The sequence below is a fragment of the Desulfosporosinus acidiphilus SJ4 genome (assembly GCF_000255115.2).
Lineage (GTDB): Bacteria > Bacillota > Desulfitobacteriia > Desulfitobacteriales > Desulfitobacteriaceae > Desulfosporosinus > Desulfosporosinus acidiphilus.
The window spans coordinates 2,348,977-2,371,431 of sequence record NC_018068.1 but is presented as its reverse complement, the minus strand read 5'-3'; the positions used below and the strand labels follow the sequence as shown (position 1 = coordinate 2,371,431).

Annotated in this window: 19 protein-coding genes; all 19 read right to left on the bottom strand. The window is 40.5% G+C overall.

The window, feature by feature from the left end:
• Nucleotides 1–5: 5 nt before the first annotated feature.
• Nucleotides 6–1,358, bottom strand: coding sequence for a VWA domain-containing protein (locus tag DESACI_RS10910; RefSeq protein ID WP_014827252.1), 1,353 nt, complete (start codon nt 1,356–1,358; stop codon nt 6–8).
• A gap of 3 nt (nt 1,359–1,361) precedes the next feature.
• Complete coding sequence (locus tag DESACI_RS10905) at nt 1,362–2,240, bottom strand: AAA family ATPase (protein WP_014827251.1); 879 nt, start codon at nt 2,238–2,240, stop codon at nt 1,362–1,364.
• 163 nt (nt 2,241–2,403) lie between these two features.
• Nucleotides 2,404–3,612, bottom strand: a complete 1,209-nt coding sequence (locus DESACI_RS10900; protein ID WP_014827250.1) for a DEAD/DEAH box helicase — start codon at nt 3,610–3,612, stop codon at nt 2,404–2,406.
• 60 nt (nt 3,613–3,672) lie between these two features.
• On the bottom strand, nt 3,673–5,961 hold the full coding sequence (locus tag DESACI_RS10895) for a type IA DNA topoisomerase (RefSeq protein ID WP_014827249.1): 2,289 nt from the start codon (nt 5,959–5,961) through the stop codon (nt 3,673–3,675).
• Between the two features lie 372 nt (nt 5,962–6,333).
• Entirely contained in the window at nt 6,334–7,590 is a 1,257-nt protein-coding gene (locus DESACI_RS10890; protein ID WP_014827248.1) for an adenosylhomocysteinase, read from the bottom strand.
• Between the two features lie 139 nt (nt 7,591–7,729).
• Nucleotides 7,730–8,380, bottom strand: a complete 651-nt coding sequence (locus DESACI_RS10885) for a class II aldolase/adducin family protein (protein WP_014827247.1) — start codon at nt 8,378–8,380, stop codon at nt 7,730–7,732.
• A 41-nt stretch (nt 8,381–8,421) separates the two neighbouring features.
• Complete coding sequence (locus DESACI_RS10880) at nt 8,422–9,012, bottom strand: HD domain-containing protein (RefSeq protein ID WP_014827246.1); 591 nt, start codon at nt 9,010–9,012, stop codon at nt 8,422–8,424.
• Between the two features lie 549 nt (nt 9,013–9,561).
• Complete coding sequence (locus tag DESACI_RS10875) at nt 9,562–9,879, bottom strand: TusE/DsrC/DsvC family sulfur relay protein (protein ID WP_014827244.1); 318 nt, start codon at nt 9,877–9,879, stop codon at nt 9,562–9,564.
• Nucleotides 9,880–9,976: 97 nt separating this feature from the next.
• A complete protein-coding gene (gene dsrP, locus DESACI_RS10870; RefSeq protein WP_014827243.1) occupies nt 9,977–11,137 on the bottom strand; it encodes a sulfate reduction electron transfer complex DsrMKJOP subunit DsrP in 1,161 nt (386 codons plus the stop codon).
• Nucleotides 11,130–11,930 (bottom strand): sulfate reduction electron transfer complex DsrMKJOP subunit DsrO, encoded by an 801-nt coding sequence (gene dsrO / locus DESACI_RS10865; RefSeq protein ID WP_014827242.1) that lies wholly within the window; start codon nt 11,928–11,930, stop codon nt 11,130–11,132. Before dsrO ends, dsrP begins: the two co-directional genes overlap by 8 nt.
• Nucleotides 11,927–12,397, bottom strand: a complete 471-nt coding sequence (gene dsrJ / locus DESACI_RS10860; RefSeq protein WP_014827241.1) for a sulfate reduction electron transfer complex DsrMKJOP subunit DsrJ — start codon at nt 12,395–12,397, stop codon at nt 11,927–11,929. Before dsrJ ends, dsrO begins: the two co-directional genes overlap by 4 nt.
• On the bottom strand, nt 12,397–14,016 hold the full coding sequence (gene dsrK / locus DESACI_RS10855; protein ID WP_014827240.1) for a sulfate reduction electron transfer complex DsrMKJOP subunit DsrK: 1,620 nt from the start codon (nt 14,014–14,016) through the stop codon (nt 12,397–12,399). The genes dsrJ and dsrK overlap by 1 nt, the downstream gene beginning before the upstream one ends.
• A 6-nt stretch (nt 14,017–14,022) precedes the next feature.
• A complete protein-coding gene (gene dsrM, locus DESACI_RS10850) occupies nt 14,023–15,024 on the bottom strand; it encodes a sulfate reduction electron transfer complex DsrMKJOP subunit DsrM (RefSeq protein ID WP_014827239.1) in 1,002 nt (333 codons plus the stop codon).
• A gap of 17 nt (nt 15,025–15,041) precedes the next feature.
• Nucleotides 15,042–15,596, bottom strand: a complete 555-nt coding sequence (locus DESACI_RS10845; RefSeq protein ID WP_014827238.1) for an RsbRD N-terminal domain-containing protein — start codon at nt 15,594–15,596, stop codon at nt 15,042–15,044.
• A 506-nt stretch (nt 15,597–16,102) separates the two neighbouring features.
• The gene (gene htpG / locus DESACI_RS10840; RefSeq protein WP_014827237.1) at nt 16,103–17,953 is read right to left on the bottom strand and encodes a molecular chaperone HtpG; all 1,851 of its coding nucleotides are present in this window, start codon (nt 17,951–17,953) and stop codon (nt 16,103–16,105) included.
• A 212-nt stretch (nt 17,954–18,165) separates the two neighbouring features.
• Complete coding sequence (locus DESACI_RS10835; RefSeq protein WP_014827236.1) at nt 18,166–18,606, bottom strand: YaiI/YqxD family protein; 441 nt, start codon at nt 18,604–18,606, stop codon at nt 18,166–18,168.
• 80 nt (nt 18,607–18,686) lie between these two features.
• A complete protein-coding gene (locus tag DESACI_RS10830; protein ID WP_014827235.1) occupies nt 18,687–19,565 on the bottom strand; it encodes a CvfB family protein in 879 nt (292 codons plus the stop codon).
• Between the two features lie 105 nt (nt 19,566–19,670).
• Complete coding sequence (locus DESACI_RS10825; protein WP_041276054.1) at nt 19,671–20,978, bottom strand: ATP-binding protein; 1,308 nt, start codon at nt 20,976–20,978, stop codon at nt 19,671–19,673.
• A 116-nt stretch (nt 20,979–21,094) separates the two neighbouring features.
• The gene (locus DESACI_RS10820; RefSeq protein WP_014827233.1) at nt 21,095–22,417 is read right to left on the bottom strand and encodes a dicarboxylate/amino acid:cation symporter; all 1,323 of its coding nucleotides are present in this window, start codon (nt 22,415–22,417) and stop codon (nt 21,095–21,097) included.
• Between the last annotated feature and the right edge of the window lie 38 nt (nt 22,418–22,455).

Here is a 22,455-nt window from a genome sequence, read left to right as displayed (position 1 = left end):
CTCCTCTAGAAAACTTCTTTTACGATTCTTTGCAAATCATTGGCCGTACCGCAGCAAAATGCTCTTGAATAAAAAGGCTGATATACTTTCATGATATTATCCGGATCGTTCCATTCTTCAATGTTTAAAGGATTCAACCAAATAATCTGCCGAACCCTGGCAGAAATTTGCGCTATGTATTCTTTTTCCGGAGACCGGTAATTATTTTTGCCATCGCCTAATAATAAAACCGAAGCTCTAGCAGACACATCTTTCAAATAGGTCTCGGCTAGTTCTTTAAAAACTGCTCCGTAATCTGAAAAGCCCAAACTAACCTTATGCCCCCAACTGCGAATTTCTTCCCTAATATTATCGAAGTCCTCATCCCAAACAAAACTCGAAACATCCCATACCTTATCAATAAAAAAATAAACTCTAAGCTTACGGAAACGCCGTCTAAGACAAGAAACTAAAAAGAGCAGAAACTCCACAAACGGAGCCATCGAATTCGAAACATCGCAGAGAACCACTAATTCTGGAACACTAGGGATTTGCTGATGATAATTCAGACGAAAAATCAGGCCATCCCACTGGGCACTTTGGCGGATAATCCGAGCGAGATCAATTCTCCCTCTTTGGTTAGTTTTCCAGCGTTGTCCGGTTCGAACAGCTAGTTTGCGCGCCCATTTCCGAATGCTTGACTTAACTAAGTTCTTCTCTGATTCTGTCAGCATACTGAGCGGTTTAAATAACCAATGCTGCCGGAGAAGTGGCTGCCAGCAATTTTCTTGGTTCACCTGGATTGCTATAACCTGATGTCTGATTTCATCCATTAATAGAGTTTGATACTCCTGGAGGATGTTCCATTCCTCTTCAGTAAGAGTTCCCCGGCGATAAGCCAAATCATAGGAATTAATCCAAGTATAATAGTCCAAATCTGTTAATGCGGCTTGTACAAGATCATCAAAGGCTGCTCCCTCCTTGACAAGCATTTCAAGCTTCTGACGATTACTAATTAAAGAAATCTCGCGCAAGCTTTTGTTTGTCAATGAATTTGTCAGGCTAAGGCCGCCAAAACCCCTCCCAATCCCTTGTCCGCCAATACTTGGACTGTTGAGCTCTTGTTTAATCGAATCCTTTTCCTTTTCTTCTCCGTTGATTGCATCTATTGAATTATCATCGAATAAAATTCTCCAAACACTTTCGAACATTAAAATGTCCTGGGATCTGTGAATAAGCAGTGCCTTTATAATCTGCTTCTCAGAGATATTTGGAAAACGTGCCAAACAAATTTGAGCTTCACACACATCTTGCGAAGAAATCATGATCGATACATGTCTCAGAGCATTAATCAAACGGATAAAATTCCACCCATTCATGGTTTAGCTCATCCTGACTTTCTCTTCGGACTCCCACTTTTTAAGGCGTTCCTGCAACAATACCATATCCTTAGGATACTTCAATAATACATTGAGTATCCCAAGTAAATCACTATAATTAACATGTTCTTTCTGAAGAGCTTTCAAAGCGCAAGCAAAATCAATGGATTCTGAAACACTTGGCAACTTTTGCAAAGGGAGCTTACGCACTTTTGCAACAAATTCACAGACCTCCTGAATAAGATGTTCTGCAAGGTCCGGAACCTGCGAATTCAAAATAGACATTTCCCTTTCGAGGGTCGGATATGTCAAATAGATATGAATACATCGTCTTCTTAAGGCATCACTAAAATCACGACTGTTGTTGCTTGTCAAAATTACGATGGGATTTGACTTAGAAGTAATCGTACCCATTTCTGGTATCGTGACTTGCTGCTCAGCTAACAACTCCAAGAGGAAGCTTTCAAACTCCTCATCACTTTTATCCAATTCATCAATTAATAATAAGACGGGGTCATCGGAACGAATGGATTTCAAAAGGGGTCTAGAAAGCAAAAATTCTTCTGAAAATAAATCGAGCTTAATTTTATCCCAATCATCGGTTTTTGCCAGCTGCAAGCGAAGAAGCTGCTTGGCATAGTTCCAATCATAAAGTGCTTTTGTGATATCCAGTCCTTCATAGCATTGCAGCCGTATCAATTTGCGACATTCCGCCTTGGCCAAGGCTATGGCCAGCTGCGTTTTCCCAACACCCGCAGGACCTTCAATAAGGCAGGGTTTATGTAAGGAAAGAGCTAAAAATAAGGTAGTAGCTGTTTCTTGGTCAATTAAATAGCCTTCGTCTTCTAAAGCCTGAGTTAATTCCCAAGGAGAAGAATACATCGCTTACCTCCTATTTAACCCATCATAATTTAAAAAATCCTTTATCTTCGAATTTCATCCGAAGCCGTAACTAAAAATATTCCAAGTTATAATCAAGAAAACATTATTTCCGATATCAAATTTGAAAATCCTAAATTGATTATACAATAATTTTCAGAAAAAATTAATGATTTGTCTTACCTCTCTGCGGGCTTATATTCTTAGACGTATTGCTTTTTACCTTTGTTTTCACGGCGGGATCAATAATCTTTCCAAAGGCCATTTCTTTTGGATAAATCTTAACCCCATAATCACGTTCCAACTTATTTAAACTAGATATTTCGTATTTCGTAACAAGAGATACCGCAACTCCGTCTTCCCCTGCCCGTCCGGTCCTTCCTACACGGTGCAGATACAACTGCGGATCCTCAGGTAAATCCAGATTGAAAATATGGCTTACTCCTTTGATATCCAGCCCCCTGGCAGCTAAGTCGGAAGCAACTAATAGCTTAATTCTCCCTCGTTTAAAGTCATCCATAGCTTTGCCACGATCTACTTTACTGGCACCCCCGTAAATACCTTCTGTTTCTAATCCATGAAATTTCAGTTTTTCAACAATCGTTTCGATATCTTCACTTTTATTAATAAAGATTAAGGATCTTGTGGGATTCATTAACCTAATGAGCTTTCTTAAAACTTCAATTTTGTCTCTTTGTTCTGCCACAAAATAGAAGTGTGAAATACCGGGAGCTATTTTGGGCTTCTCAGAAATTCGGACTATTTTAGGATTTTTCAAAACGTTTTTGGCCTGCTTTAGGGCAGAGTCTGGCAGAGTGGCAGAAAACAAAACTAATTGTGTATCCCTCAACGTTGTTTTGAGCACTGCCATGACATCTTTATAATTATTTTCATCGAATAGCCGGTCGGCTTCATCAAGAATAATTGTTTTAATGGTGGAGGCTGAAATTTTCCTCTTTCTTATGAGCTCCAGAACCCGACCACTAGAACCTACAATGATATGCTGTTTTCCTTTGAGCTTCTCAATTTGCCTAGCGATATTCACGTTCCCGATAATAACCGCTGAAGTTACCAGCACTCCCGAATTTTTAGCTAGCATCTCTATCTCACCCTGAATTTGCAGAGCTAATTCATGAGTTGGAGTAAGAATCAATGCTTGTGTCTCATTTTTTAAGACATCAATTTTTTGAAAAATAGGCAGCAGATAGGCTAACGTCTTACCCGTTCCTGTTTGCGATTGCCCAACGACATCAAAATTCTTTATAATCAGAGGTATTGCTTGTTCTTGAATTGCTGTCGGTTCATTGATACCTTGTTGTTTCAAGGCAAGTATTAATTCTTCTTTTAAGCCAAGTTGTGCAAATGAAGCTGCCATTATGTTCTCCATCCAATCTGATGTATTTTTAAGTGTATTTAGAAACTAAGCAGGGATAAGCTATTTTGCTCCCTCAAATTCAAATTTCAGTTTACCCTCAACAGAGTTTTCCCAAACCAAAAATGCAGAAAACTTCTTGCCGGTACTTGATTTGAATCCTTTAATAAGTGGGGTTCTGCCCTTTTTTAACAGACTTTTCACTTGATTAGAAGTGATTGTTTTTCCGCAAATTTGCTTTTTCCATAATACAAATTTACATCCATTTTTCCAATCAGAACATCCAAATCCTTTCTGTCCCTCGATCACATCATGGCCGCACCTGGGGCATCTGCCAAGATTTAAAGGATTGCTTTTTTTAGACTCCGAATTAGATTGAGTTTGCTTGGAGCTCGCTATTTTAGGTTTTGATTTAACTTTTGGTTCAATTAATTGATCTGTTTTACCTTTTGCCGATGTTACAGCTGTAACTCTAGGACCTAAGGCTAAAGGCATTTTACCATAGGTTTTCTGAAATACACGCAATTCGGCAATAATCTGCTTAATCGCACCTTCAACGTCTGCCATATACGCCTCTAAAGATAATTCTCCCTTTTCTACTTTCGCCAAATTAAACTCCATTTGACCCGTCATTTCCGCACTGATCAGGAGCTGAGCCTTGGAAAGTCGTTCTTTGATAAGTTTAATTAGTTCTATTCCTTTTGTTGTTGGTTTGAGTGCCTTTTGTTCTTGAAAAATGTACCCCCGGTCTAGTAAGCTTTCAATAATTGCCGGTCGCGTTGCAACGGTACCTAACCCTTTCCCTTTTAATTGCTGCCGAAGAATTTCATCATCGACTTGCCTCCCTGCTCCTTCCATCGCCTTAAGCAAATCACCTTGAGTATAGCGTTTAGGTGGAGTTGTAGATTTTTCTTCAATAGAAAGGTCTTTTATTACAACCTCTTCTCCCTGATTGAGAGGCGGAAGAGATTCATCGGCACCCTCTTCATTGTCCTCTTTCCCATAAACAACTTTCCAACCGGCGTTTACCAAGACCTTTCCTTTCGTGCGGAAGTACTCACTCTCAATCCGGGTCTCAACATCTGTTTGTTTGTAGATAGCCGGAGGAAACCAAACAGCAAGAAAGCGCCTTATGATCAAATCATAGAGATTCTGCTCATCTTTAGTAAGTCTAGCCCAGGGGATTTTTTCATTGGTAGGAATAATTGCATGGTGGGCTGAAATTGTATTGATTACACGTTTCCCAGTGGGAACTCCTAAACGGCTCGCTTCCTCTACCAACCATCGATAGGGCTCATGATTTACCGCTTTAAGATGATCAAGCAACTTAGGAATCATGTCTTTAGGAAGATAAGCGCAATCAGTTCGCGGATACGTAATTCCTTTTTTTTCATAAAGGGATTGGGCTATTTGCAAAACTTTTTCAGCGGTATAACCGTATCTTTTCGACGCGGTAACAGTTAAAGATGTTAAATCGAAGAGCAGAGGCGGTGGTTCCTTAACGCTTTTTTGGCTAAGTTTCCCGATATAGGCAGGTTTGCCTTGAATTCTACTGAGGATTTCCTCAGCTTCCTGGAGTTTTAACAATCGCCTCGCTTCATCACTGGGATCAAACCATTTTCCGTGGTAATTGCCCGAACATGCTGCAAACTCAGCATTGATTTCGAAAAAAGGTTGGGGAATGAAATCCTGAATCTCCCATTCTCGCGTGACAATTAAAGCAAGTGTGGGGGTTTGTACCCTTCCTATGGAAATAACATTAGGTTTCTTTTGTGAAGAATCATAACTCCCAAACAAAGAAGTAAATCCTTCCGTCAAATTCATACCAAAATCCCAATCCGCATAAGATCTTCCATTTCCGGCAGCTGCTAAACCCGCAACAGACTCTGCCGACTGAAGGTTTTCTAGTCCCTCACGTATTGCAGAGACAGTTAAGGACGAGATCCAAAGTCGTTTTAAGGGTTTTGGGCAATTTGCAGCTTCCCAAACTTCTTGAAAAAGCAACTGTCCTTCTCGGTCAGCGTCTGTCCCACAAATAACTTCTTGAATCTGCGAGGATTTAAGAAAGTGCAGCACGACCTGATACTGTTTTTCTGCACCGGACTTGATAATTCTTCGAAACTCTGCTGCCTGAGGCAGTACAGGCAAACGATTCAAACTCCAGCGCTTGCCCACTCGCTCTAAATCCATATAGGCCTCTGGGCGTTCTAATTCTAACAAATGTCCATAACACCAAGTGATCACATAGTCCTCATTCTCTAGGTAACCGTCTCCTCTATTTCTAACCCCTAAGGCATTGGCATATTCACGGGCCTGAGATGGCTTTTCGGCAACGATGAGTCTTTTTCCCATGCCTTTGCCTCCCTTTTATTCTAAGAATTATTATATAATTATACTCTATTAAAGGATAATCCTTCCTTATATAATTATTTCTCGCTATTCTAAGAACCCTACTTAGATTCCCCTGAGAAAATCCCTTTTCGGTACATATACCCCAATATTGTTGATATATGACACTGATATAATGCGGGTTATAGCTTATCCACTGGATACTGTTTCGTTAAAAACATAGTTCCTCGGGGAAATCTACTTATGAAAGTAAAATTACTCCTTCGGCTTCTTTGGTGAGGGTAGAGTCCTCACCAAAACCACTATAAAAACACCGTTAGTGAAACGGTGTTTTCAAGGTCATACTATTGAAGAACATAATTCATCTGACTAGCCTTAATCAGCTTCGGGGATCCATGATGCGAGATATGCCTCTTGCTCTTTGGATAAAGTATCAATGGATAAACCCAAGGATTGAAGCTTCAATTGAGCTACTTTTTCATCAATCTCTGAATTAACTTGATAAACTCCGGCTGACAGTTTCTCATGATTAGCTGCGACGTATTCCAGGGATAACGCCTGAAGGGCGAAGGTCATATCCATGACCTCTGCAGGGTGTCCATCTCCGGCTGCCAGGTTTACAAGTCGTCCTTCGGCCAATACATATAACTTTTGACCAGTTGACAATACATACTCTGCAATATTCGTTCGGGCAACTCTTTCTGACACGGCAATCTCTTTAAGCTGAGCTACATTAACCTCCACATCAAAGTGACCGGCATTACAAAGAACGGCTCCGGATTTCATATGAACAAAATGCTCTTTGTTGATGATGTTCGTATTCCCAGTCACGGTAATAAAGAAATCTCCGTATTGGGCCGCTTCAACCATAGGCATCACTTCAAAACCATCCATTAAAGCTTCATTAGCTTTGATGGGGTTAATTTCGCAAATAATGACTCGGGCGCCCAAGCCCTTAGCCCGCATAGCCACACCTTTGCCGCACCAGCCATACCCCGCAATGACTGCTGTTTTACCGGCAACCACTAAATTCGTTGTGCGCATGATTCCATCCCAGACAGATTGCCCGGTCCCATAGCGATTATCAAACAGATATTTACATTGAGCATCATTGACGGCGATCATTGGAAACCGCAAAACCCCATCCTTCGCCATCGAATGAAGGCGTAATACACCGGTGGTTGTTTCTTCTGCCCCGCCTTTAATTTTTTTCAGCAATTCGGGCCGTGTTGTATGAATTGTCGAAACAAGATCTCCACCATCATCAATGATAAAATCCGGCTCTGTATCCAGGGCCAGTTGGAGATGCTGCTTATATTCCTCTTCAGTGGCATTATGCCAGGCATGAGCTTGAATCCCTTGCTGGACAAGAGCAGCCACGACATCATCTTGTGTAGAAAGCGGGTTGCTGGCAACCACTGTGACATTTGCTCCGCCAGCCCGAACAACATGAGCAAGATAGGCCGTCTTCGCTTCTAAATGCAGGCAAATAACAACATTTTTCCCCGCAAAAGGCTGTTTTCTTTCAAACTCTTCCCGTACCATATTTAGGACTTGCATTCTTGGAGCTACCCAATCAATTTTACTTTGTCCAAGAGGTGCTAAAGATAAATCACGAATCGTTGATTTCATGTGCTAATACCCTCTTTCTGTTTCTAAGTTTTAATTATACACTATTTACTAATTGATTCTCTATAGTTTCTTATAAATGAGTCATTATCTTTTCCATATATTATCTGCTCCATAGATAAGCTAAACTAAGACATTGATATTATCTTTGTCCGTAACTATGAAGATAAAAGTTCCTCATTCCCTCAATATCTTCTGAGGATAATTCCACAACTCCGCCCAACAACTGAGCGAAAATCGTTATTTTTGCTGCTTTCTCAACAATTTGGCAAACCTTCAAAGCTTCGTCTAAATTACTGCCAACCCCAAGCATACCATGATTGGCAAGCAAAACGGCATTTCTGCCCTCCAAAGCCTTTACCGTATTCAGACCTAATTGCTTACTTCCAGGCGGAGCGTATTCGTTAACCCGAACATTACCACCGACAATTTGAACCAAATCTTCTACAGCTCCCGGAATTTCTTTTCGAGCAGCAGCCACGGCAGTCGCGTAAGCGCTATGCGTATGAATAATTGCCTGAACGTCCGGCCGTGCATGATAAATAGCCAAATGAAGCGGCAATTCAATCGAGGGTAATCTTGAACCAGCTAATCTATCCCCTTTATAGTCCATAACTACAATGTCATCATGAGTTAAGATGTCATAGTTCATCCCTGTTGGAGTGATAACAAAACATTCATGATTAGGTACCCGGCAGCTTATATTTCCCCAAGTCCCCACTGTAAGCTTTGTTGACAATATTTCCTTACCTATATCAACTACATTTTGCCGAGCAAATATTATCTGATCCATCGAATTTCCTCCGTATAATCCTGAAACTAATATTTATCTTCCTATTTCTTTAAGTAGCCCTTTTCTATGGAATCGGTAATGATCTTTTGAGCTAAATCCCAAAGAATAGGAACCGGTTCCTCGAGAACAGAATTTCGTTTTAATACTTTATCGCTCATGATGCCTGGCTTCCTCCATGTATGACCATTCGTATTGTAGTTTAAAAGTAAAGGCTGCAGGCGGTCAATACTTGCAGCAAATTTTGCTTCCGGTGTAGCCATATCCTCAAATTCGTGCCAGAGGGACATAATTTCCGAAGCCTGATCGTTAGGAAGGAGATTAAATAATCTGTCCGCAGATTTTTGCTCGCGTTCATCCTTATCTCGATATCCTTCCTCATCATAGCAGAAAGTATCTCCGGCATGGATTTCAACAAGATCGTGGACGAGGATCATCTTCAAAACCTTTAAGATATTTAATTCAACCGAAGAATATTCAGACAGTATTATAGCCATAACAGCCATATGCCATGAATGCTCAGCATCATTTTCCTGCTCAGTCGTTCCAATAACAACATTTTGCCGGAAAATCCTTTTTAATCGGTCAATTTCAACGATAAATCCAATTTGATCTTGCAGTCTTTGATTTATCAAGTGATTCGCTCCCTCATGTAAATATATTGTAAATCATATTGTAATTACTTTTGTTTAATTGAATTATTATTGTTCGATTGCTTAAAGTATATCCACTAAGAAAACTACTTCTAGCAATGGGGTTACTGCGTCTCTCCTTCGATTTCTTTGCTGGGAATAGATTCCCCACCGAATCCTCAATGTTCAGCATTAGCTGAATGAGTTCGATACCTATTTTCCGTAGTTACCGTGATTTCTGTTTCTGGTTTCGCCATACGTTTATTTTATATAATTTCGAAATTATATATTACAGACTGTATTTATAGTTCAACATAGTTCTCAAAATTCCTGCCCAGTAAACTCGTTCAGCTAAAGCTGAACTTCGGAGCTTCAAAAGCGGACTCTACCCCACCTGATGTTTACAAAAGATCCACCCCCACTTTTAAGAAATGGGGGTCTTAAACTTGGATAAAGTAATCCTTAAGAAAAGTAAAGGAGCCGATCATGATGATCGACTCCAAATATAACTTCGTGCTTCTGGGATTTGGCACTACTGGATTAATGCGTTTATTACACGCAACCAGTTGGTTTTGGTAAGCCAGCGATTTTGCAAGCTCCCTTTCCAGGGCCAGCTGGGAATAATTCATAGATTTTCTTTTGATCGAAACCAGTGTCTTTGCACATTTTACGAACCATTGGAGCAACACCGAATTGATCATAGTAATCTCTGAGGTAATTGATCATTTTCCAGTGCTCTTCACCTAATTCTTCGATTTCTTCAGTTTTAGCAAGAGCATTTGCTACATCAACAGTCCATTGTTTATGATCCTCTAAGAAACCGTCTTCATCCAAGTCTACTACTAAATCCCCAACAGTAATTTGAGCCATTTTAAATATCCTCCTTTAATGAGTTTATAAAATTGATATTGATGAGTTTACTACAAATCTTTAACTCATTCAATAATCAACAAAAATAACTTAAGATTTAAGCAGCTTTTTCTTCTCTGACTGATATTGCGACTTTATAGAGAACTGTAACAATCAATGCCCCAATGGCATAAATAGCAAGGACAATTGCTATTTCGTTAGCAGTTGGTATATAGTCTACAACTCTGTCAAATGAGTTGGGAACAAATCCGGCGAGAATTAAGACAACGCCTTTATCAATCCAGTTCGCTAAATAGATTGATAGAAGAGCAATTGGCAGAAGTACCGGACTCTTCCGTGTTGGGAAGATTAACAAAGCTACACCAAGGAAAGCAAGAAAAGTTGCTGTCCACATCCACGGCACCAAGGTAGCATGTCCGTCAAGCCCGACGAAAATATACTTAAATGACGCCATTTCTTCAGGAATGTTACTATAAAAGGCAGTAAAGACTTCACAAATATAGAAGAAAATGTTGGCAATCATAGCGTAGCGAATAATTTTGACCAAAGATGGAATCGCAATACGCTCAGGATCAGGATCAAATTTACTAACTTTACGCACAATTAACATCAAAAGAATAAGAAGAGAAGGGCCTGCCGCAAATGCCGAAGCGAGGAATCGGGCTGCCATAATAGGGGTCATCCAAAAACTTCGGCCAGGCAAACCAGCATACAAGAAAGCTGTAACCGTGTGAATACTGAATGCCCAGGGAATCGAAAGATAGATAATTGGTTTAACCCAGTTAGGATAATGAACACCTTTGCGCTCAGCGCCGAGCGATGTCCAGCCTACGATACAGTTAATTGCCAGGTAACCGCAGAGAACACACATATCATAGAACATAACTGAGTGTAATTGCGGATACAACAATACATTAAGAATACGCATTGGCTGACCTACGTCAACAAAGATGAATAAGATACACATGATCACAGCACCGATGGCTAAAAATTCACCAAAGATAACCATTTTGCCAAAGCGTTTAAAATCGTGAAGATAATAGGGTGTTACAAGCATAACAGCAGATGCCGCCACACCAACCAGAAAGGTAAATTGTGCAATATACAATCCCCAAGTTACATCACGGCTCATACCTGTCAGTCCAAGACCATAATTAAACTGTCTCATATAGCAGAAGAAGCCAACGGCAATAACTGCCAAGAGGAAAATTATCCATGCCCAATATTTTTTGCTACCCGACAGAGCTTTTTCAAACATGGTCCCCACCTCCTACCAAGTAATAGATGTTCGGTTGGGTTCCCAACTCTGTCCTGCGGCGAATGGTTAATTTTGTGCTGACAATCTTATGAACTTCTGAATTTTCGTCATTTAAATCACCGAAAATCATACCTCCATTAGAAGCCTCAGCACAGGCAGGTTGTTCTCCTTTTTCCAGCCTTTCATAACAACCCAGACATTTTTCCACAACACCTTTAGTTCTGGTCGGAAAATCCGGGTTAAAGTCTTCGATGTAAGGTCTAGGATCGCAAAAGTTAAAACTTCTGGCACTGAAGGGACAAGCACCCATACAAAAACGACATCCGATACAACGGTGAAAATCCATAGTTACAATACCATCAGCGCGTTTAAATGTCGCACCGGTAGGACATGCCCGAACACAGGCGGGGTTTTCACAATGATTGCACATGACGATAAAAGGCAGATTTTTCATCGTTTCATCGAGATATTCATTCTCTGACTCTGCAAAGGTGTGTTCAAAGTCGTCATCCCAAATCCACTTGATTTCACCCTTAGTATGGTCCAAATTCGGTATATTATGGATTTTATCACAAGCCTGAATGACACGAGTAATATCTGCCTGAGTTTTAAACTTGCTCATATCCACAACCATAGCCCAATGCTTAATTTTATCAGCGTTGGGGGCCGCTTCATACTCAGAAGCCGCGGAAACCAATTTGTCTTCAATTCCTAAGGAAACAAGTGAACCGCCGAGTCCCAAGGCTGTCATAGCCCCTGCTCTTTTTAAAAATTGACGTCTATTGATGCTCATTGATTCGCCCCCCCTGGTAGATTGTGGCAACTCCAGCAGGTCGGCTCTACTGATGCATAATTATGACAAGTAACACAGAATTGATCAGACGGATTTACTACGGAGTTACTCGCACCTGTTGTGTTCGTCGCAGGATTTGCTCCAGTCGTGCTTACCGCTGGATGATTTACTGCCGTTGAAGAATTGGCATAGTGACACTTCGTACAGGTATCAATATTAATGTCAAAGGATTTGCCTTGACTGTTAACGTAAACTGTCTTACCTTCACGCACATATTGATCCCGCCATTCGTTGAGCAGCTGCATATGATTTGCCCTCATATAGGCGGCCGGTTCAACACATTGGCTGTTAGAGGGTACATTAATCACTGGACCGGCGGCTGCTTTACCAAGATTATAGAAGAAGGGAAACGCGAGAACAGCAACAAAAATTACCAGCGAAGCAATAATTCTTCCGCCTTTATACATTATTCATTGCCCTCCTTTCCCGGTAAATCCTCACCGCGTAAGTCAGTTGTCCTCTCTTTTTCGCCAGTCATCACCAACGCATTAGCAAGTAATTCGTGAGTACCGGCAACACCAACACCAGGGACCCAATAATCCATTAATGCGGGTAAAGCCGCCCTATCAACAGCACAGATATTCGCAAGCATATTTACCCCATGCTTATCATGAACATATTTCACCGCATTGGCCCGAGGGAACCCGCCCCTCATTCGTTCTTCCATATTTTCAGTAGCATTCAACCCTGAACCGCTGCCGCAGCAGAAGGTCTTTTCACGGATTGTGTTTTCCGGCATTTCAAAGAAATTGTTGCAAACAGATTTAATAACATATCGTGGTTCATCCAAGAGTCCCATACCGCGAGAAGGATTGCAGGAATCATGGAAAGTAACCCTTAAATGATCATTTCTGCTTGGATCCAATTTGAGTTTATTGTGCTTAATTAAATCCGCTGTAAATTCTGTAATATGAACCATTTTCGTGGATTTCGCATTTTCAAATCTCGTTCCGGTAATTGGGGAAACGGGTACATCTAGGAAATCGGCAGGTCCGTTCCAGGTATCCATATATTGATTAAGAACACGCCACATGTGACCACATTCTCCACCAAGAATCCATTTAACTCCTAATCGCTTAGCTTCAGCGTAGATCTTTGAGTTAAGTCTCTTAGCCATATCGTTAGAAGTAAAGAATCCGAAGTTTCCACCCTCAGAAGCATATGTGCTCCAGGTATAATCCAAACCAAGTTCATGGAAAAGCATGAGATAGCCCATACACGTGTATATTCCAGGCTCACCCATGAAGTCGCCGGAGGGAGTAACGAAGAGAATTTCCGCGCCTTTTCTGTTAAATGTTGGGTTCACTCTGATTCCCGTAATATCCTCGATATCATCAATCATGAGTTCAATATTACTTTTTAAAGCGTGAGGCTCGAGACCCAAGTGGTTTCCCTTCATGTAACAAGCTGCTACCGGTCCGGAAATCCAGTTAATATTCAAGCCTAACAAGTTAAGAAGTTCTCTACCCATGATGGTTAGCTCAGCCGTGTCAATGCCATAAGGACAAAAGACGGAACAGCGTCTGCACTCAGTACATTGAAAGAAATAGTACCACCATTCTTTTAATACATCAGCATTAAGATCACGAGCTCCGGCTAATCGTCCTAAAACTTTTCCGGCTTTTGTAAAATATCTCTTGTACACTGATCTTAATAATTCGGCTCTTACCACCGGCATGTTTTTGGGGTCTCCGGTACCGATATAGAAATGACATTTATCGGCACAAGCACCGCATCTGACGCAAACATCCATAAATAACTTAAAAGAACGGTATTTGCTTAATCTTTCTTCTATCCCTTTGATAATGGTATCTTCCCAACCCTCCGGCAAGTTCCAATCCTCGTCTTCCGGCGTCCATTGATGAGCATTAGGAAAACCTACAGTTAGCAGATCTTTTTCTTTACCAGCCGCAGGGTAGGTAGCTGGTTTGAACTCAACAGGAATATCCATCCAATCCTTCGCCGGGGGATTATAATTGATGCTTGATGATAAGTCTCCAGGTTTAGGAAGTTTATATTTCGCCATCCTCTATCACTCCTTTTCCACCGGTATACCGACTTTTTTCATTTTCTCTCTGAATTCATCTTCGTACTCAGCATAGCTATGAACCTCTACGGTGGGATTCCAAGGATTGATATGTCGTACCATACGGTTATTACTGATCATATTTCGAGTCGGACTCATGAAAATACCGCCCATGTGCATTAATTTGCTGGTTGGGAAATAAATAAAGAGACAACATATTAAGAATAAATGCACATAGAAGATAGCACCTATTCCTGCAGGCAGTACTGGATGTAGTGTTGCGATACTCAAAGCTAATTCCTTCACCGAAATAATATCAACTTTATAGAAATAGCGCATGAGAATACCTGAAACGGCAATACTGAAAATTAAAAAAAGCGGAAAATAATCTGCAGGTAAGGAAATGTATTTAACTTTGGGAATGCAAACTCTTCTTAAGAAAAGGAACGTTATTGCAAGGATAAATAATAAATCGGTAATATAAATTTGCGGTAAACCGATTTGCAGCATACCATCAACGCTGTCAACCATCTGCAGAGCAACAGGAATAGGTGCTAAAAAGAATCTAAGATGCCTTATGATAATAATCAGGAATGACCAGTGGAACACCAAACTCCCTAACCAAAGCCACTTTGCTGAGCCATAAGCCAGTTCCGGCCCATTCTCCCCTTCCCTCAATTCGGTCTTTGTGTTTCGGAATAACGAACGAAACAAGAGTACTTCTGAAGCCATTCTTACGACTACGCCAAGGGTTGATGTTGGATTTTCGATCTTAGCCTGTTTGATCCAAGGTAAGGACTTTTGTTGACCACAAGTTGTTGGAATGCGGAATGGTACTGGTGAACGCCCCCATTTAACGACGCGATAGATGAATCCGCCTACAAACAAAACAAAAGCCAAATAGGGTATAATGATACCAAAAACGAAATGTAAATTTGTGATACTGCCACCGATAATGGCAACTAGGATAAGAACGATGACTGCGAGGAAAGAATACAAGGCTTTCACTCTACGACCTCCTTCCTTTACAAATTAAATTTTAGTTCTTTGTGCTCAAATTCTTCGATCGGGATCTCGTGCATCAAATTCGCCTTTTTGAGTAGTGTAAATGTCATACGCTTGAGTTCATCCGTTTTGATCTGGTTGAGTTGTTCCCTGCAACCTGAATATATATCAAAGGCTAAGAGAGCCAGATCATCAACTTTAGATTCGAATTTTAAAAATTCCGGATAGATCTGCTCCTGCCTGATTACCTTTTCAAGTTCTTCTCTGATTACCTTTTTAAGCATAAAAATAAAGCTTACTGCTTTTGAAGGGGAAAATTCCTGTACAGCTCTTACTCGTATCATGTTGTCTAAAACAGTCTTGCACTTTTCTAGACTTTCATCTTCCAACAGAGCCTGATAAAGTTCTTTGATCCCATTAGATAGCGCGTATCCTACCGGATTTTCAAATCTGTCCTTTTTGTTTTTCAGCATACCTGATGGGTCTTGGGGATAGGTACTCAATATTTCATCAAACCATTTTGAGACAAGTTCGGATCTTTTTTTCTCGAGAAGTTCTTTAAACGTTGAGTCCATGATGATCACTCCTTGTCAGTTATTTAGTCAAGACAATTCAGTCGATGCCGAATGGCGTCATGTTCTCCATCCAACACCGACCTTCCCCCGTTGACTATTTTTAAGATTAGATTGATTCTCCAAGTAATTTCGAGGGGTGAATGGCGATTACACCATTAAATATTTGGAGAGTTTCAACTATTCGGATTGTGTTTGTTCTTATTATCACTTTTAAGTTTAAGGATTTTTAACTAGCTTGTAAAATTCTTATTCCTAATTGCACTATTTGATAATTACATAGCAATATTAGTCTAACCAAGGCATAACACAAGGAATTATTTCTTTATCCCTATAATAATTCAAGTTAACAAAGCGCTCATTGATAAATATATTTTATATCAAGGATGTGAAAGGTCGTTGTTTTCCCGTCCTTGTATCAATTACGAGGGCTGTTATAATTTCTTCGGTGGAGTTTATAACTACCCCACCGAAGCGAAACCTCAAGGGTGAACTTTATCTGAACAAGTTCACTTTCCTAATGCCCGTGCAAGTATTTCATTGAGTCTGTTGACCATGCCCCGAGGATCTAAAATTAAACCCGCAGCGATCTGAGCATTTTCAAAAATCTGTTCTGCCGCGATTTTGCCAAATGGATCATCACTTATTCGAGCCGCATCCAATTGTTTGATCATTGGATGTGCTGCATTAATTTCTAATACACTGGGACCGACACTATCAAAATCTTTATTCATAAGCTGCATCATTCTTTGCATGCTATTAGTCCCATAAGGGCTTATTACCACTGCAGGGCTGTCAACAAGACGTTTAGATTCCCGCACATCTGTAACTTTTGAGCCTAATACTTCTTTAAGCCATCCGGTGAGCGAAGCTACCTGCTCTTCGGATAATGCCTCTTCACTACGAGCTTTTGGTTCTTTGTCTATAAGGTCCAGATTTGCTTCATCTGCTGAAACTAAACGTTTACCTTCAAACTCCCCTATCGAACCAAAGATATAATCATCAATAGCGGCATAGGTATAGATGACTTCTAAGCCTTTGTCTCTGAAGATTTCCAGATAGGGTCCAGTTTCAATGGTCTCCCGAGAAGGTCCGTTGACATAATAAATAGCCGTTTGATCGTCCTTCATCCGAGATACATACTGACTGAGAGTAATTAATTCACCTGCCTGAGTATTAGATGATTCAAATTGCAGAAGCTTAAGAAGGTCATTGCGGTGAGTGAAGTCATTCGCAGCACCTTCCTTGAGAAACAGGTTAAATTTATCCCAAAATGTTTTATAGCTTTCCGGATCGGAGGTAATTTGCCCTTCCAGGAATTTAAGGAAGCGACTCGTTACTACTTTGTTGAGTTTTCCAACCAAAGCGCTGTCTTGCATAGTTTCCCTGGAAATATTCAAGGGAAGTTCTTCACTGTCGATAACACCTCTTAGGAAACGCAGCCAATCCGGTAAAATGGAGGTCGATTTTTCTTGAATTAAGACTTTTTTGCAATACAAATTAACTCCCGGGTCCATTCGGCCGAATCCGAATTGTTCAAAGTTTTCTTTCGGCACGAAAAGCAGCGTATTAATATTCAATGGAGCATCCGAAGAAAAATGCAGCCGATAGAGCGGCTCATCATGAGCATTCGCAATGAACTTATAAAACTCATTGTACTGCTCATCCGTAATTTCATTCTTATTTTTTGTCCATAGTGCATCTACTGTATTTACTTTTTGTCCATTGACAGTCACCGGATAAGGGACAAAACTAGAATATTGCTTGATGATACGTTGTATCGTTTCAGCCTTGGCAAAATCATAGGCATCCTCTTTCAAATGAAGCACCATCTTTGTACCACGCTGGTTTTGATCCCCCGGCTTTATGGTATAACTGCCTGTTCCGTCAGATTCCCAAATTAGACTTTCACCTTCGGGCAAATAGGTTCGCGTATAGATAGTAACCCGCTCTGCAACCATAAACGCTGAATAAAATCCGACGCCAAATTGGCCAATAAGATTAAGATCTTTTTGATCCCCTTTTGCGCTTAAGTGCTGTATAAACTCTTTCGAACCGGAATGAGCAATCGTCCCTAAGTTTTCAACGAGTTCAGCGCGGGTTAAACCCACACCGGCATCAGTGATTGTAACCGTGTGGTCTTCCTCAGAGGTGTCAATATGAATTTCTAATGGCAAGTCCCTATCGTAGACCTCTTGCCCGGTTAATTGGGTATAACGAAGTTTTTCCATAGCATCAGAAGAATTAGAAATCAATTCCCGTAAAAAGATCTCACGCTCTGTATAAAGAGAATGAATAACAATGTCTAATAACTGCCGAATTTCAGTTTGAAATTCTTTTGTTTCTACTGCCGTGCTCACTTCTTGAACCTCCAATTAAAATAATTAAGTAATCAAGGAAGACTTAATATTTAGCCTCCCTTCACATAGTTTAATTAAAATTTGACAAAAGTGCAAAGTCAATTAAGAGTATTTAATTTGCATTGGGTTATCCAATCTCATTCTTATCGCCAATATCTTCATAATAATATTTCAATGATTATTAAGTTTTTATGCTGTATATAATAACCAGCTTAAGTTTGTTGTTCTTGAATTATTCTCTCTAAACTATGCTCAAAGGACTGATCATCTTCCGGCTTGCGTTTTTTAGGTCCTTTTGTTCTCCCCCCGCTCCTGCGAAACTTTGCCTTAACTTCACGCTCTTCCAGCATAAAATCGATCGTGTCATTACTGAATTCTTTACCTGCAGGATTTAAACAGCGAACCCCTTTACCCAATAGCATGGCTGCTAAACCCCAATCTTGAGTTACAGCGACATCACCAACCTGGGCAAGATTCATCAGACGTATATCTGCTTCTTGCGAAGCATTGCCTACCACTACGTGAAAGTCTGATTTAATATTATGATTAAAGCTTGCAACAGTCCAAACCAACAGTGAATATCCTCGGGCAAGTTTATGGCAAATATCCAAGACGGCCTTAGGACAAGCGTCTGCATCGACTATTATTTTCATAACGTTCCCTTCTTTGAGAAGTCAGAATGTTTTATGCCCGTGATTGTCTCGCTGGAGCTGACGACAGTTACTTAGTAAGTTTAGGTGTCAGTATTGTTGGTGTTCACTGGCTGGGACGCACGTGGATTCTCGCCTAAACCATCCTCAAATTTCAAAATCTTATTCTCTTTAAGCAATCTGCCGACTGCCCTCTTAAATGCCGCTTTACTCATTTGCAGCCGGCTCTCTATTTCCAGAGGGCTGCTTTTATCATTCAAATGTAAGAAACCATTTCCTTGACGAATTCCTTCTAAAATTTTCATTCCATCCTTATCCATTTGAAGATAAGAAGGTTCTCGCAGAGACAGATCCAATTTTCCATCCTCACGAACTCTAATCACGCGAGCTTCAACCTGATCGCCCTCGTGTACTTCTGTATAACACTCAGAGCTTGGTATCAAGCCATAATATTTATTATCTACGGCAACAAAAATACCGGTTGGAAAGTTAACTTTATAAACAGTCCCTATTACTTTTTCATTTTTCTGATATGGAGAATCCGAGGATAAAAATTCATAGATATCAGATGTTGCACACATTCTGTTACTTTTATCTAAGTACACCTTGACTAAATAATGTTTATCTATTTGGATAGGATATTTCTGCTCTTGAAACGGTAAAAACAACCCTCGTTCAAGACCTATATCGAGAAAAGCGCCAATCTTAGTTTTGGCACTGACTTTGAGATAAGCTAGGTCTTCTAATTGGGCCAAGGGTTTTCGACGCGTGGCAATTAAGCGATCTTCAGAATCCCTATAAATAAAAACTTCCAGGACATCGCCCTCTTTAGCGCCTTCAGGAACCTGTTTAAGCGGAAGAAGGATGTTATCATGCCTTATCCCTGTTTCGGCATCCAGATATGCACCAAACGAAGTAAAATTGTTAATTTTCAACCTGCAGTATTTTCCAATTTCAATCACATCTTGGACTCCTTTACATACTAACAAAGGTCGTTATAATAAACGACCTTGTCAATCTATTTAACATATTATATACATAAGTGATGCAGTTAACAAATATCATTACTATTTATGTGCATAACGCAATGGAAGCTGAACATGAAACCAAGTCCAAATTACTCTGCCCCTGGTTTGACTTATATGGACATTTCCCATGGCTTCTGTTAAAACATGATGGACATGAGTAAGGCCTATCCCCGTCGAAGCGGTACCTGTATCCGAATACTTCGTCGTAAATCCCGGCAAAAAGATTAAATTCCGATCGTCCGGAGAAATCGGACTCCCAGTATTACCGAGATGCAAGTATAGTGTTTGGCTACGAACATGCCAAATCACAGCAATTTTCCCTTCTAGGCCAATGGCATCTATAGCATTTGCCAAAATATTATTGACCACCACTAATATTGGTAAGAAATTTTCTACAAAATAATGGCTTGAACTTGAAGGATATAACCATTGCACCTCCTTATGATGAGCGAGAGCGTATCGCTGCTGACTTTCGATGACCAGGGCCATGGCCTCTTCCAGATCAATTTTAGTGTAATCATTGGGTTCAATTAATGCTGCCAGACTGCTGAAAACTCGCTGAGTATCCTTCTTAATTTCATGGATTTTCTCCGCTAATTTTAAGAGCTCATTCTTCTGTCCTGACCCAACAGTCTCCGGTAGAAAGTCTTGATAAAGATGAAAACTTTTTTCCGTTGCCTCTTCTATTTCTTTCATAATTTTCTTCAGAAAAAAACCTTCTGAATAAAGAGTTGCACCCATCAAAAGCTGCCCTTGGAACTTTTCCCTTTCTTTCTCCCGCAAAATTCTCTGCCTAAATAACTCTGTAGTTGCTATAAAGGCCAGGAAAAATAGTCCTTTCACTCCTGCACCCAAGAGTAAAACATAAACACTATGCCAAGTCGTGTGAATATTAGCCATAAAGGTAAGTTCTAAGAGATTGGCGATAAAATCAAACACCATGTAATAAAGACTTGTCCGGATGGTATTATTTTTCTGATACTTTACTTTAGAAAGCAGGATTCCTGCTGTCAGAGCCAGATAGTAGAGTAAAGCCGGAGCATAATCTAAAAGCAGATTTTGCCAAGGTATTGGATGAGGAGAAATAAGTCGATCAACGATGACTCTCACGAGTACAACAACAAAACCAGTCAAGCAACCGTTAGCAAGAGTGGCGAGTCTAGGAAACGAATAAAGGCAAAGAACATAAAAAACACTGCCTAAGCCAAGGCGAAATGAAGATCCGAAGGGAAAGAAGCCTATTTCACCTAAGATATATGTTCCTGCAATGAGAGCAACCCGCAGCGTATCAAAAGGCATTTTCTTCTGCAAGCCGGTTAACCAGTCCACCCATTTCTCCAAATTCAATGTTTACACCCTCCAGAAGCAAGAGGATGCAGCCGGAAATCCAGTCTACATCCTCAAAGAAAATCAATAATTTATCATGAGCATTATTTCTATCTATAATGTAACATAATCAAACATTACTTGGCAAAGGATTCAGCCATCCCAGATTCTTGGCTAAGGTGATCAAGATCTCCGAGATTACTTTCCAAATCCTCCGGCAGAGGCTGCAAGGGATACGTAGCTCTTGATTTATCAAAAACTCCTTCGAGTTTTGCCATGACTACCGAAGCAAGGGAAACACCTATAACATTGACGACTGTACGACCCATGTCCATAATTCTGTCAACACCCGCAATTAAAGCTAAACCTTCAACAGGGAGCCCGGTAGACGCTAATGTGGATGCTAGAACGACAAAGGATACACCGGGAACGCCGGCCATCCCCTTGGAAGTTATCATAAGGACAGCGATTATGGTTAATGTATGCACGAAGGTCAAATGAATTCCATACATTTGGGCGATAAAAGGTACGGCTAATCCCTGATAAAGTGCACTGCCATCTAAATTAAACGTATAGCCTGTCGGAACAACGAAGGAAACAATTGATTTAGGAACCCCAAATTGCTCCATCTTTTTCAGAATTCTTGGAAAGACTGATTCGGAGCTGTCGGTAGAGAAAGCAATCAACATTTCTGCACTGAGGTTTTTTAGCAAGGTAAATAAATTAATACCTGCCAGCTTAGCCACAAGCCCAAAAACAACAACTACAAAAAAGATCATCGTTAGATAGAGAATTCCCACCAATTTTCCTAAAGGAAGAAGAACAGCCAATCCGAACTGAGACACTGTGAAGCCCATTAAAGCGAAAACCCCGTAAGGAGCGGCAGACATAATGATATTCGTCAGCTTAAACATGGTTTCGGCAACACCTTGGAAGAAATGAAGAACTGGTTTGCCAACTTCCCCAATCCCTGCTAACGCTACACCGAAAAGCACAGCAAAGAAGATAACTTGCAGTAAATCAGCACGAGCTAATGAATCGACTATATTTGTCGGAATGAGGTTTACAAATAAGTCCGTTGCCGTGTGATGAGTCGCTGTACCGGTATAAGCACTGATATCAACCTTCGTTATTCTGCTCAAATTAATGCCAATTCCCGGTTTTGTGAGATTTGCTACGGTAACTCCAAGTAAAATAGCAATAGTCGTAATAATTTCAAAATAAATGAGAGTTTTTCCCCCTAGTTTTCCCACCTTTTTCAGGTCGCCGACCCCGGCAATGCCAATGACAATCGTGGAAAAGACAATAGGTACGACGATCATTTTAATCGAGCGGATAAACATGTCTCCCACTGGTTTGAGCCATCCGGAATAATTGCGGAAGAAATAACCATAAAGAATACCCAGGGCCAAACCGATAATGATCTTAGTTGCCAAGCCAATTTTCTTGCGTTCCGTCATCAGAATCCTCCTTTAATAATTAATAATTTGGCGAAAGT